Annotated in this window: 8 protein-coding genes; 5 read left to right on the top strand and 3 right to left on the bottom strand. The window is 70.1% G+C overall.

Features of this window, described 5'->3' with window-relative positions:
* Nucleotides 1-5: 5 nt before the first annotated feature.
* The 3 genes from HMPREF2883_RS02795 to HMPREF2883_RS02805 form a co-directional block, all read right to left on the bottom strand.
* A complete protein-coding gene (locus HMPREF2883_RS02795; RefSeq protein WP_070658882.1) occupies nt 6-1,514 on the bottom strand; it encodes a glycoside hydrolase family 36 protein in 1,509 nt (502 codons plus the stop codon).
* A 156-nt stretch (nt 1,515-1,670) separates the two neighbouring features.
* Nucleotides 1,671-2,870 (bottom strand): Gfo/Idh/MocA family protein, encoded by a 1,200-nt coding sequence (locus HMPREF2883_RS02800; RefSeq protein ID WP_075371196.1) that lies wholly within the window; start codon nt 2,868-2,870, stop codon nt 1,671-1,673.
* Nucleotides 2,871-2,880: 10 nt separating this feature from the next.
* Nucleotides 2,881-4,368 carry a CCA tRNA nucleotidyltransferase gene (locus HMPREF2883_RS02805; protein WP_070658883.1) on the bottom strand — a complete coding sequence of 496 codons (1,488 nt, stop codon included), beginning with the start codon at nt 4,366-4,368 and terminating at the stop codon, nt 2,881-2,883.
* Nucleotides 4,369-4,569: 201 nt separating this feature from the next.
* Between HMPREF2883_RS02805 and HMPREF2883_RS02810 the strand changes: the two genes are divergently transcribed.
* The 5 genes from HMPREF2883_RS02810 (at nt 4,570) to trxA (ending at nt 13,310) form a co-directional block, all read left to right on the top strand.
* On the top strand, nt 4,570-5,079 hold the full coding sequence (locus HMPREF2883_RS02810; protein WP_070658884.1) for an NUDIX hydrolase: 510 nt from the start codon (nt 4,570-4,572) through the stop codon (nt 5,077-5,079).
* Nucleotides 5,076-7,553: a DUF6049 family protein gene (locus tag HMPREF2883_RS02815; RefSeq protein WP_070658885.1), complete on the top strand. Its 2,478-nt coding sequence runs from the start codon at nt 5,076-5,078 to the stop codon at nt 7,551-7,553. The genes HMPREF2883_RS02810 and HMPREF2883_RS02815 overlap by 4 nt, the downstream gene beginning before the upstream one ends.
* Nucleotides 7,550-11,863: a lipid II flippase MurJ gene (locus HMPREF2883_RS02820; protein WP_070658886.1), complete on the top strand. Its 4,314-nt coding sequence runs from the start codon at nt 7,550-7,552 to the stop codon at nt 11,861-11,863. Before HMPREF2883_RS02815 ends, HMPREF2883_RS02820 begins: the two co-directional genes overlap by 4 nt.
* Before the next feature lie 85 nt (nt 11,864-11,948).
* Entirely contained in the window at nt 11,949-12,875 is a 927-nt protein-coding gene (gene trxB, locus HMPREF2883_RS02825) for a thioredoxin-disulfide reductase (RefSeq protein WP_070658887.1), read from the top strand.
* 108 nt (nt 12,876-12,983) lie between these two features.
* Nucleotides 12,984-13,310 carry a thioredoxin gene (gene trxA, locus HMPREF2883_RS02830; RefSeq protein WP_070658888.1) on the top strand — a complete coding sequence of 109 codons (327 nt, stop codon included), beginning with the start codon at nt 12,984-12,986 and terminating at the stop codon, nt 13,308-13,310.
* Nucleotides 13,311-13,340: the final 30 nt, after the last annotated feature.

Below are 13,340 nucleotides of genomic sequence, written 5' to 3' on the forward strand. Positions count from 1 at the left end.
CCGCCTCACAGGGGGTAGGCCGACGCCTTGCCTTCGATGGCCTCGGTGAGGTCGATCTCGCGCTCGCCCAGGCTGAAGCGGTAGCGGCCCAGGATCTCCAGGGGCTCGTCGGCGGCCGCCAGGTAGGCGCGCACGGCCTCCTTCTCCTCCTCGTCGAGCCAGGTCATCTGGTCCGACAGGCACCGGTAGCGGCTGGCCTCGGCCACGTCGCGCAGCCACTGCATCTGGGTGTCGTCCAGGAGGTTGCGGCGGTGGCGGAAGAAGACGACATCGGGGTCGACCCCGATGACCCGCCCCAGCCAGAGCCGGTTGATGCCGGCGTGCAGGGCGTTGTAGGCCTTGGCGTCGGATAAGTCGTCGGAGGCGTAGTTCTCCCACATGGGGGCCACGTCCGGGCCCACCCGCACCGCGTCGAGCAGCCCGATGGAGGGCATGATGAGCGCCCCGGAGCCCAGGAGGAAGGTCTCCTCCCCGGCGGTGTCGCGCACGAGGCGCAGCCCGGTGCGGTAGGCCTCCTCCCGGTCGATCTGGCGGTGCCGGTAGCCGGGGATGGCGGCGGCATTGATGAAGTCGAGCTTGAGGTAGCTGAAGCCCCACCGGTGGACGATCTTGGCGATGAGCTTGCGCACGTAGGTCTGGGCGGTGGGGTGGGTCGTGTCCAGCGCGTAGTAGTCGCCGCCCCAGTTGGAGCCGGCCACGGCCAGTCCGCCGTCGGCGTTGTGGACGAACATCTCCGGGTAGTCGCGCACGGCCCGCGAGCCGGGCAGGGCGATGAAGGGCGCCACCCACAGGCCCGGCTGCATGCCGGCCTCACGGATGCGGGTCGCGGCGGCCTCCATGCCGTCGCCGAAGCTCTCGCCGGCCTCCCAGTCGCCGACCGCGGCCTCCCAGCCGTCGTCGATCTGAAGCGTCTTGAAGCCCAGCTCGGCGACCTGCGGGATCTCCCGTTCGAGGGCCTCCTGCGAGATGGTCTCGTAGTAGGAGTACCAGGAGCACCACACGCTCTGCGGCTCGATCGCCCGGCCCCCCAGGCTCTCGCCGAGCTCGCGCGCGTAACGGGCCATGACGGCGGTGGCCGGGCCGGGCAGGATCACCCAGCGCGCCGGGTCGCCGGACTCGGTGAAGGCCTCCAGGACCGCGGTGTCGGCGCGCAGCCGCGGCGTGCGCCCGTCCAGGCAACCCACGAGCAGCGCCCCGGCGGAGTCCTCCAGAACCGCCATCCAGGCCGAGTGGTGGCGGGCCGGATCGTCCCAGGGGGCGTCGTCGGCGGTCCGACGGCGCTGCTCATTAGCGATACGCATGGGCGCCTCGCTCAGGCGGCGCCAGCCCGACGGCGACCAGGAGTTCTGGCCGGTGCGGTAGAACTCACCGTCGCGCATGTCGTGCAGGAGGGTCAGGTGGGAGGCCTCGACGTAGACCGCGCCGGTGGCGCCACCGGCCCCGTGCTGCGTGGTCACCGTGCCGTCGCAGGCCAGGGCGATGCTGCGCCCGGTCAGGGTGATGTGGTGAATCATGCGCTCTCCTCGGCTCCGGCCTGTCCTGCCCGCGGGTCGGGTCCCCCTTAAGGCACCGGCACCGCCCGGCTCGCACTGTACGTGCTACCGACCGTACAGACCGACATTTTCTTCAAAGATGACGCGGAGCCGCGTCGTTGATGAGATTTCCGTCGATCAGTGAGGATTGTGCTGCCCACGGTGGAAGTAGTCCGCCAGCTCCGCGTCGAGCTCGGGCACGTCGAAGGGCACGGAGCCCGAACGCAGGGACCGGGTGGCCAGCACGCCGGCTGCGACGGCGTCGCGCGCACTGACCGGGGAGACCTCGGTGGCCCCGCCGTCGCGCACGAAGCGCAGGAACTCGTCGATGGCGAGTTGGTCGGCGCTGTCGTGCCCGGTGCCCTCCTCAGCGATGACGTACTCCTGGGTGGCGCGCTCGGCGTAGTGCTCGGTGCGCTTCGTCCACACCTTGACGACGTCGCCGGCCCCGTCACCGAGGTTCTCGGCCCGGCCGCGGGTGCCGATGACCGTGTAGCTGCGCCAGTAGTCGGGGGTGAAGTGGCACTGCTGGTAGGAGGCCATGACCCCGTTGCGCATGGTCATCATGAGCATGGAGTGGTCCTCGACGTCGATGACGGGGTTGAGCCCGCCCACCTCGTCGGCGGGCCAGTGCTCGAGGCTGAACCAGTCCTGCATGACGGTGCCGGCGCTCGTCCCGGCCGGGCGCCGCTCGGCCTCCCCGTAGACCATGAGCCCACCCATGCCGACGACGCGGGCCGGTGCGGAGTGAGCCAGCCAGCTCATGACGTCGATGTCGTGGGCGGCCTTTTGCAGCAGCAGGCCGGTGACGTGGCGGCGCTCGGCGTGCCAGTCGCGGAAGTAGTAGTCGCCGCCGTTGCCCACGAAGTGGCGGCACCAGATGGCCTTGACCTCGCCGATCCGCCCGGAGTCGATGATCGACTTCAGCAGCCGCACCACCTCCATGTGGCGCATGTTGTGGCCCACGTAGAGGCGGGTGCCGGTGCGTCGGGCCACCTCCAGGATGCGGTCGGCGGCCTCGATGGTGATGGCCAGGGGCTTCTCCAGGTAGACCGGGATACCGGCCTCAAGGAAGAAGCGGGCCAGCTCCTCGTGCGTGTCGTCGGGGGTGGTCAGGACGACGGCGTCGATCCCGTGCCCCAGCAGGTCGCGGTGGTCGGCCGCGACCGCCACGCCCTCGGGCAGGAGCCGCTGGGCGCGCGCGGCCGCGTCGGGGGCGGTGTCGGCCGCGGCGACGAGCCGGGCCGGAACCGGTGAGGAGTCCGCGAGCGCGGCCAGGTAGCAGCGGGCCCCGATGCCGACGACACCGACCCGCAGCTGCCTTGATGCTTCAAGCACTCTGTCTCCCTCAGCTCTTCTGGCGGGCCGCCCACCAGGAGCGCAGTGCCTGGCGGGCCAGGTCCTCGCCGATGGGCCCCTTCTCCATGCGCAGGTCCATGAGGAAACGGTAGGCCTCGCCGACGACCGGCCCGGGGGCCACGCCGAGCTCGGCCATGATCTGGCCGCCGTCGAGGTCGGGGCGGATGGCGGCCAGCTCCTCGGCGGCACGCAGGGCCTCGATGCGTTCCTCGAGGTCGTCGTAGGCGCGGTCCAGCATGGCGGCCTTGCGGCGGTTGCGGGTGGTGACGTCGGCCCGGGTGAGCCGGTGAAGGCGCTCCAGCAGGGGACCGGCGTCGGTGGCGTAGCGGCGCACGGCCGAGTCCGACCAGGCGGCGTCGACGTAGCCGTGGAAGCGCAGGTGGAGCTCGACCAGCCGGGAGACGTCCTTGATGGTCTGCTTGTCGAAGCGCAGGGCCCTAAGGCGCTTGGCCGTCATCCGGGCGCCGACGTGGTCGTGTCCGTGGAAGGTGACGGTGCCGTCGGGCAGGAAGCGGCGGGTGGCGGGCTTGCCGACGTCGTGGAAGATCGCGGCCAGGCGCAGCACCAGGTCGGGGCCGGGGACGGGTCCGTCGGGGCCGGTCTCCAGGTCGATGGCCTGGTCCAGGACGGTCAGGGTGTGCTCGTAGACGTCCTTGTGGCGCTTGTGCTCGTCGACGGTCTCACGCAGGGCGCTCAGCTCGGGCAGGACGACGTCGGCCACGCCGGTGTGGACCATCAGCTCCAGTCCGCGCCGGGGCCAGGGACTGGTGAGCAGGCGCTCGAGCTCGGCGCGCACGCGCTCGGCGGAGACGATCTCCAGGCGGGGGGCCATCTCCTCCATGGCGGTCATGACGTCCATCTCGACGTCGAAGCCGAGCTGGGCGGCGAAGCGGGCGGCCCGCATGATGCGCAGGGGGTCGTCGTCGAAGGACTGCTCAGCACTGACGGGGGTGCGCAGGACGCCGGCGGCCAGGTCGGCCAGGCCTCCGCAGGGGTCGACGAGCTCGAGGTCGGGCAGGCGCAGCGCCATGGCGTTGACGGTGAAGTCGCGGCGGGTGAGGTCCCCGGTGAGGGTGTCACCGTAGGTGACCTGGGGCTTGCGCGAGCCGACCTCGTAGGCCTCGGTGCGGTAGGTGGTGACCTCCACGATGGTGGAACCCTTGCGCGCGCCGATGGTGCCGAAGGCCCGGCCCACGTCCCAGGTGGTCTCGCCCCAGGCGGCCAGGATCTTCTCGGTCTGCTCGGGGCGGGCCGAGGTGGTCAGGTCCAGGTCGTGGGGGGCGACGCCGAGGAAGGCGTCCCGCACCGGCCCGCCGACCAGGGCGATCTCGTGCCCGGCGCGCACGAAGGCGTGCCCCAGGGCCGCCAGGGCGGGGGGCAGACCCTCGAGTGCCTGACGGGCCGTGGGTGTCAGGCCCCGGTTCTCGGCGGCATCCGGGGAGTCGGCGGGTTCAGCAGGAGCGGGGTGCGCAGTCATCGGCCCAAGCCTGCCATGAACCCTCACCGGCGCGCCGTCGTCCTCGGCCTCAGCCACCCTGTGGTGAGGACCATCCCACGCAGCGGTCACGGCCGCCACCGACCGCCGCCACCCTCACGTTCGTCCGCGGATGGCGCAGTTGTGTGCGACGACGTACTCGGCCAGCGGCGCCCGGCGGCTCGAACGCCCTAGAGTGTCCCCATGCCCTCTCCACGCACTCGCACGCCCCGCGCCGGAAACCCGGCCCGCCGGGCGGGTGCGCGCGCCCTACCGATCGTCAACGAGACCAGTGCCGGCGGCCTAGTCGTCGACGTTCAGAACGGGCAGGCCTTCACCGCGGTCATCGCCCGGCGCAACCGGGGCGGACGGCTGGAATGGTGCCTGCCCAAGGGGCACCTGGAGGGCACGGAGACCCCCGAGCAGGCCGCGGTCCGCGAGATCATGGAGGAGACCGGGATCACCGGTCGGGTTCTTCGCCACCTGGCGACCATCGACTACTGGTTCGCCGGCCACGAGCACCGCGTCCACAAGGTGGTGCACCATTTCCTGCTGGAGGCGGTCAGCGGCACGCTGACCACGGAGAACGACCCGGACCATGAGGCCGAGGACGTCGAGTGGGTCGCCCTTGACGACGTCTCCCACCGCCTGGCCTACCCCAACGAGCGCCGTATTGTGGCCGCGGCCTGGGACATGCTGGTGGGGGATGGATGACGGGCACCACCTGTCTGTACGCGAAGGTGGTCACCACGCTGGGCTCCCGACTGCGGAGCAGGGCGATGGTGACCATTGCCGCGCTGCTGGGTGTGGTCGGCCTGGTGATGTGGCCGGTGGCCGCTCTGCCCACGGCCGAGGCGGACCAGGGCTCCGGCGCGCCCCCGCTCGCGCAGTCCGCCGGGCTCTCCGCTGAGGTAGCACCTGCCGCCCCGGCGGCTTCGGCGAAGCCGTCCACGGTGTCGACCTCGGTGTCGGCCCCCTCCACGGCCCCAGCGGCAGCGAGCGAGAAGACCACCAACCAGGTGACCGTGAGCATCGACGCCCTGGCCCCCGAGGTGCTCCGCAGCGACCAGGACCTCAACCTGACCGGCACCATCACCAACGGAACCACTCAGACCATCACCGGGGCGGACCTGGTGACCCGGGTGCAGCGATCCACGGAGTCCACGAGCCGGGGCCTGAGCAAGTGGCTGACCGGGACCGATGAGTCGGGACTGTCAGACCCGTTCACGGTCCCCCTGGGTCATGATCTCCAGCCGGGGGGCGTCTCCCAGTTCTCCATCACCGTCCCCGCCGATGAGCTGCCGCTGAACAGCACTGACCAGTGGGGGCCGCGCGGCGTCTCCGTCGCCCTGGCGACCCAGGACGTCTCCCTGGCCCAGGACCGCAGCATCCTCGTGTGGGACAGCGGTGCCTCCGTCGCACCGATGCGCATGACCGTCTTCCTGCCGGTCACCGCTTCCGCTCAGGAGATGGCGGTGCTGTCGGGCCCACGCACCCGGGAGCGCACGGAGGCCCTCAGTCGTATCCACAACCGGGTCCTCGGCCTGGTGAGCATGGCCGGCGACGGCGTCATCGCCGCCGTCGACCCGGCACTGGTCGAGGCCCTCGGTGTCACCACGGCCAGTCTCGAGCAGGCCGCCCGCAACAACAGCTCCCAGCCCTCCACGCCGGATGCCTCCCCTCAGGCGCCCCAGAGCACCGACTCCTCCGCGTCGTCGCCCCCGACTGCTCCGTCGACGACGGCCCCCTCGGCGGGCGCCACCCCGTCCCCGCAGACGGGGGGCAACGCCACCGCCTCACCGTCGGGCAAGGCCCCGCAGGTCTCCAACGAGGTCATTCAGCTCTCCGCGGCTCTCGCGCGGGCCATCCACTCCGACAGCCTGGTGGCTCTGCCGTGGGGCGACTCCGATACCGCGGCCCTGGCGCACCTGCAGCAGATGAGCCTCATCGAGACCGCCGCACGGCGCACCCAGGAGTCAGCCATCGTCAAGGCGGGGGCCCCGACGTCGGTGTCCTGGTTGGCCTCCAGCGTCGCGGACGCCACCACGGTCAATGCGCTGGCGCAGCCGGATTCGACCATCATCGCCTCACCGGAGTCCTTACCTCCGTCCGACGAGCTCACCTACACCCCCTCCGGTCTGGGCGCCTCCGGGAACCACGCGGTCCTGATCCCGGAGCAGTCCCTGTCGGGGGCGCTCACCGGCCAGGACGCCAACCCCACTGCCTCCGATCAGGGCGACCCGACCACCCAGAGCACCCAGGCCTCCGCACTCGACACCCGCCAGCTGCTGCGCGGGGACAGTGCCATCCTGGTCCGCCAGGCCCCGATGCTGGAGCGGGACATCGTCGTGGCGATGCCCCGCCAGGCCGCCTCCGCCGTGCAGTCATCGGTCGTGCGGGAGCGGGTGTCCGCCCTGCGCTCCGTCCCCTGGACCCAGTCCCAGACCCTGGGCGCCCTCCAGGAGAGCGCCCAGCACGAGGTCGCGGCCGTGAACGAGGGCACCTCGCGGATCGAACGTTCCGAGACACCGGACACGGTGATCGACGACGACGAGCTGTCCGCCGACACCCTCGCCGCCGCCGGCCGTACAGCCACGACCCTGCAGTCGATCTCCTCAGTGCTCTCCGAGCCGGCCGCGCTGCTGGGCGACTACACCGACCTGGAGGCGGTGGTCTCCTCAGCATCCTGGCGGGCCGACCCCACAACCCGCAACGCCCAGGTTCCGGCTGCCGATGCGGCCGGCGCCGGCGTCACCTCCTCGCTGGCCGCGGTGCCGTCGTCGACCATCAATCTCATCAGCTCCGAGGCACAGCTGCCTGTGCGCATCACCTCCTCCCTGGCCCAGGACGTCACGGTCCAGGTCTACCTGGTCTCGAACAACAAGCGCCTCCGGGTCCCGCGCACCACCACCGTGCGGGTCCCGGCCCACCAGCAGGCCAAGGTCACGGTGCCGATCCAGGCCGTCGGCTCGGGCGACGTCACCCTGACGGTGCAGGTGCTCGCCGCCGACGGCACCACCGTGGGCACCCCCACCACCGTCAACATGCGAGTGCGCGCCGACTGGGAGGGACGCGGCACCGGCATCATCGTCGGGGTCCTGGTCTCCATCGTGGTGATCGGTACGGTGAGGACAGTACGACGAGGCCGCCGCACCGCAGTGGCCCCGGCTGCACAGGAGACGGCATGAGCATGATCAAGCACGCACGAGCCCGGCGCTTCCTCTCCCAGGGGCGCAGCCAGGCCTCCCTGGCGCGCTCCTCGGCCATCATGGCCTCGGGGACCCTGGTCTCCCGCATCCTGGGCATGGTGCGCAACGCCCTGATCGTCATGGCGCTGGGCGCCACCGGCTCGGGGGCCGCGGACGCCTTCAACACGGCCAACAACCTGCCCACCTACCTGTACAACATGATGATCGGCGGGATCCTCAACGCGATCCTGGTGCCGCAGATCGTTCAGGCCCTCCGACGACGCAACGGCCAGGAGGTCGTCAACCGTCTCTTGACCGCCGCGGCCACGCTCATGCTGGCGGTCACCTGCATCGCGACCGCGGCCGCGCCCCTCATCTTCACCCTCAACGCCAACTCCTTGGCCCAGGGGCAGTGGCGCACGCTGTCCTTCGCCTTTGCGTTCTGGTTCATGCCGCAGGTCTTCTTCTACGGCCTGTACGCCCTGTGGGGGCAGGTGCTCAACGCCCGCTCGAGCTTCGGGCCCTACATGTGGTCGCCGGTGCTCAACAACATCATCTCGATCGCCTCGATCCTGCTCTACCTCCATCTCTACGGTCGCTACACCACCGGTCAAGGAGCAGAGGTCTGGGACTGGAGGCGGATCACTCTCATCGGGGCGACGACGACCCTGGGCATCGCGGTTCAGGCGCTGATCCTCTATATCCCCCTGGTGCGCTCCGGGTTCCGGCCGCGCATCATCTTCGGGGTGCGGGGCCTGGGGCTGGGCAAGACCGTCAAGGTGGCCCTGTGGGCGCTGGCCGGGGTGGGCGTGGCCAGCCTGAGCAACTGGATCACCTCCAACCTGGGCTCCTACGCGGTCACGGCCTCTGAGCAGCCCGAGTACGCGAATGTCATCGTGCCCTCCACGACCATGTGGCTCAACGCCTACCTGGTGTACATGCTGCCCCAGTCCCTCGTGGTCACCTCCATCATCACGGCCCTGTTCACCCGGATGAGTGAGAAGGCCGCGGCCGGGGACGCCGCCGGCGTGCGCGAGGACCTCTCCCTGGGGCTGCGCTCGGCGGGTGTCTTCACGGTGCTGGCCACCGCAGGGATCTGCGTCCTGGCCGTCCCGGCCCTGCAGCTCTTCACCCCCTCGATCACCCTGCCCGAGGCCCAGGCCAGCGCCCCCATGCTCATCGCCCTGGCACTGGGCATCGTCCCGCAGGGGATCTGGTTCGGGACTCAGCGGGTGATGCTGGCCTACTCCGATACCAAGCGGCTGCTGCTGGCCGACGTCGTCGTCGGCGTCATCCCCGTGATCCTGTGCGTCCTGGCCTACTTCGTCGCCCCGGCCAACCACTGGATGACCTGGGCGGGCGCGGCCAACACGATCAGCCAGATCGGGGGCTGCGTGGTGGTCATCCCCATGATGCGCTCCCACCTGCCCAGCCTCGACGGCCGCAAGATCGTCACCACCCACCTGCGTCTCATCATGGCGGCGGCGCCCGCGGTCGTCGTCGGGATCCTGCTCAATGCGATGCTCGGTGACATCGACGCCGACTCCTCCCTGGCCAACATGACCGCGGCCCTCGGACACATCGCCGTCGTCGCCACCATCATGTCGCTCATCTACCTGCTGATGGGACGCGTCATCAGGATCGAGGAGATCACGGTCGCCTTCCGGCCCTTCTCGCGGATCCTGTCCACGCTCGGTCGTCGTCTGCCCGGCGCCCCCGGGCGAGCGGTCCTGGCGGCGGCGGCCTGGTTGTCACCGCCGCAGCCGCAGACCCAGGCGACTGCTCAGATGGCCGCCGTCCAGACGCCTCCGCCACCGCCACCGCCGCCACCGGCTCAGGCGGTTTCAGGCCCCTCCAGTGCTTCAACGGGGGCGACGGCGCACGGTGCTGTTGGCTACACCTCCGGCGGCACCCAGGCGGTTGCGCCCGCACCGCCGCCACCGGCGCAGGCGCATCCCCACTCCTGGGGACAGCCGGGTCAAATGGGGTCTCAGTACGCGGGTGGCCACCCGTCTCAGCCCGTGGCGGGCCGCACCTATAACAGGCAGCCCGGTCACCGGCTCGCACCGCCGCCACCGGCAGCCTCGCAGGCCGCGGCCGCGCCACCGCCCCCGAGCACAGGTGCCGCAGCCGGCTCCTCCCACCACTGGCACACCCCGGGGCACGCCCCGGCCAACGCTCCCGGGAGTATCCCGCCGTCACTGCCGCCCAGTATTCCCCCTTCCCGGGTGGCCACAGGGCGCTCCGCCCTCCACCCGTCACACAGCTCTGCCCACACGGGCCACATCACCCCGGTCTGGAGCCCGCAGACAGTTACGATGGGGTCAACTGGTTCAGATGGACAACCATCTCAAGGAAGGAGACGTATGTCGGAGGCGACGCCGATCGGCAGTGGCCGCTACGGGCTCCTGGGAACGCTGTCCACCACTTTGCCGCGCATTGTCAGACACCGTGGCGTCGACACGATCCTGGATCGAGACGTCACGATCCTGGTTCTCACCGACGCGACGCTTCATCGCGACAACGTCCTGGAGTCGGCCAGCAGGGCGGTGCTGGTCGAGGACCAGCGCCTCCAGCAGGTCTACGACGTCGAACGCGCCGAACCCTCCGTCATCGTCACCGAGCCGCTGACTGGACGCACCTTCTCCTCCCTGGTCTCCCGGGGCATGCCCCCGGAGCAGGCGCGCGCCATCATCGGTGAGACCGCGCAGGCGCTCGACGCCGGTGCTCGCAAGGGCCTGCACCACCTCAACCTGTCCCCGGAGTCCATCCGCGTTCTTCCCGACGGAAGGGTGAAGGTCAGCGGTCTGGGGATTGAGGCCGCCGCCCTCGACCTGGAGAGCCGAGTCGCCGGCCATGACCCCACAGCCGCCGACCGCGCCGATGCCCGCTCCCTGGTGGAGATCCTCTACTACGGTCTGACCGGCCGGTGGCCGGGCAAGCGCCCCGGTATTCCCTCCGCACCTCGACTGGGCGGTGTCCCGGTCAAGCCCTCCACGCTCGTGCCGGGAATCGATCCGATCCTGGACGAGCTGTGCGAACGCACCTGGAGCAGCCAGCCCCCTATCTCCGCAGCTGAGGTGGCACGCTCACTGGGCACGTGGGGCCAGGTGGCCGGCTACCACGAGTCCGGACCAACACAACGCCCCTCGTCCCAGCACCCCTCGTCGAACAGCGGCGCCACCGGTGGCAGCGGCAGCGCAGCCGCGGGTGCGACGGCCGCCGTCAGTGCCGCGGGAGCCGGCGTCGCCAACGCGGCGCGCGGAGTCCTGGACAGGCTGCGGCGCAGCGGTGCGGGCAAGAGCACCACGGTCAGCGCGCCGGCAGGGCAGATGGCACCCTCACCGGTTCAACCGGAGCCGGCACCGTCCATGCCCGCCACCTCCGATGCACCTGCCGAGCAGACCTCCGTCATTGAGGCGGCCTCCGTTACCGCAACGCCGGCCACGCAGGCCCCTGATCCGCAGCAGCCCGAGTCGGCGACTGCGCAGGAGCAGCCCGCCGACGACGCCTACGTCCAGGTCACCGGGCCGGCGAACCCGATCCCCAATGTCCTGTCGACTGCCTCCGAGACCGTTCCCGGGCCGGCACCAGTCCCGGTCGAGCCCTTCACCGGCAGCTTCCCGGCCTTCGATGACGACGAGGACGAGGAGATCGACCCCGAGGCCGCGCGCCGTGAGCAGCGCACGACCAGGTCGGTCCTGATCACCTTCGTTCTCATGGTCATCGCCTTGCTCGTGGTGGCCAGCTACATCGTGTACCAGACGATCGGCATCCCCTTCGCAGACAAGGACCGCGCGGCCGCTGACACCGTCCCGTCGGCCAGTGCCCAGGAGAACGGCGGTGGGGGCAGCCAGCAGCCCGCCGCGCCCCAGCCGACCGCGGCCAAGCCGGAGATCGCGGGCGTGAACGTGGTCAACAACCCGAGCTCGCAGGCGGCCAACAACCAGCAGTACCTCGCTGACGGGGACACGAGCCGCCCCTGGTTCTCTCACAACAGCAGCAGCCAGGACCTGAGCCAGCCAATCGACATCGAGATCAAGCTCAAGAACCGCGCCAAGGTCTCTGAGATCGACTTGCAGGGAACCAACGAGGGCGGGCAGGTTGAGGTCCGCGCCACGGACCTCAGCAACGCGGGCGGCGGTACGGTCCTCGCCCAGGGTCCCTTCACCTCGGGGAGCACCACCCTCAAGGTCGACAACCCCCAGGAGGTCGACACCCTCGTCATCAGGGTGACCCAGCTGCCCAAGAACAGTGAGCCCGGCGAGTACCCCTACAAGGCAACAGTGACTGAGATCACAATTAAATAAGACCTTCCCTGGGAACAGACCGTATTGATCACCAGTTACCTTAGGCAGTCGCGCACTGCGGCCCCATCCGCTCGTCAGGAGAGTCATGATTCACGACGTCGTCATCGTCGGCTCCGGTCCCGCCGGCTACACAGCCGCCATCTACGCGGCCCGCGCCCAGCTCAATCCGGTCATCCTGGCCGGTTCGGTGACTGCCGGCGGTGCCCTGATGAACACCACCGAGGTGGAGAACTACCCCGGCTTCGTCGAGGGCATCATGGGTCCTGAGCTCATGACCCAGATGCAGGAGCAGGCCGAACGCTTCGGCGCCGACATCCGCTACGAGGACGTCACCGCCCTCGAGCTGGAGGGCGATGTCAAGCGCATCACCACCTCTGACGACGTCTACGAGGCCCGCACGGTCATCATCTCCACCGGCTCGGAGTACCGGCACCTGGGTATCGACGGAGAGGAGCGCCTCTCCGGCCACGGTGTGTCCTACTGCGCCACCTGCGACGGGTTCTTCTTCAAGGATCAGGACATCGTCGTCGTCGGTGGTGGGGACTCGGCCATGGAGGAGGCCACCTTCCTGACCCGCTTCGCCCGTTCCGTGACGGTGGTCCACCGCCGCGACGAACTGCGCGCCTCGGCTGTCATGGCCAAGCGCGCCCATGAGGACCCGAAGATCTCCTTCGCCTGGAACTCGCGAGTCGTCGAGCTTCACGGCGAGGACTCGCTGACCGGTGTCACCCTGGAGGACACCGTCACCGGGGAGCACCGCCGGCTTAAGGCCACGGGTCTGTTCGTCGCCATCGGACAGGTGCCGCGCAGCGAGCTGGTCGCCGACGTCCTCGAGCTCGACGAGGCCGGCTACATCAAGGTCGAAGCGCCTTCTCAGCGCACCCGCATCCCCGGGGTCTTCGCCTGTGGTGACGTCGCCGACCCCACCTACCAGCAGGCGATTACGGCGGCCGGTTCCGGCTGCCGCGCGGCCCTGGACGCCGAGCAGTACCTGACCACGCTTCAGGCCTGAGGGCCGGCTCTCTGCATTCAGCGCAGGGCGGGGCCGGCTCCGCCGACGTCGCATCGCCGGCCCCGTCCATCCTGACTCACCCACCCACAACGTTCGAGGAGAACAATCATGTCCGAGGCTCTCGCCGTCACCGACGCCACCTTCGAGGAGGAGGTCCTCAAGTCCGAGGTGCCCGTCGTCGTCGACTTCTGGGCCCAGTGGTGCGGCCCCTGCCGCCAGATGGCGCCGATCGTGGACGAGGTCGCCGCTGACTTCGGTGACAAGGTCAAGTTCGTCAAGGTCGATGTGGACGCCAATCCGGCCACGGCCCGCTCCTACGGCGTGCGTTCCATCCCGACCTTCGCGGTGGTGCGCGACGGCGAGGTCTTCCACCAGTTCGCCGGCTCGCGCCCGAAGGCCTCCTTCAAGGCCGAGGTGGAGAAGGTCCTGGCCTGAGCCCGGGGCTTCACCCACTCTTCTCATTCT

It is taken from the genome of Actinomyces sp. HMSC075C01, from assembly GCF_001812965.1.
Classification (GTDB): Bacteria; Actinomycetota; Actinomycetes; order Actinomycetales; family Actinomycetaceae; genus Actinomyces; species Actinomyces acetigenes.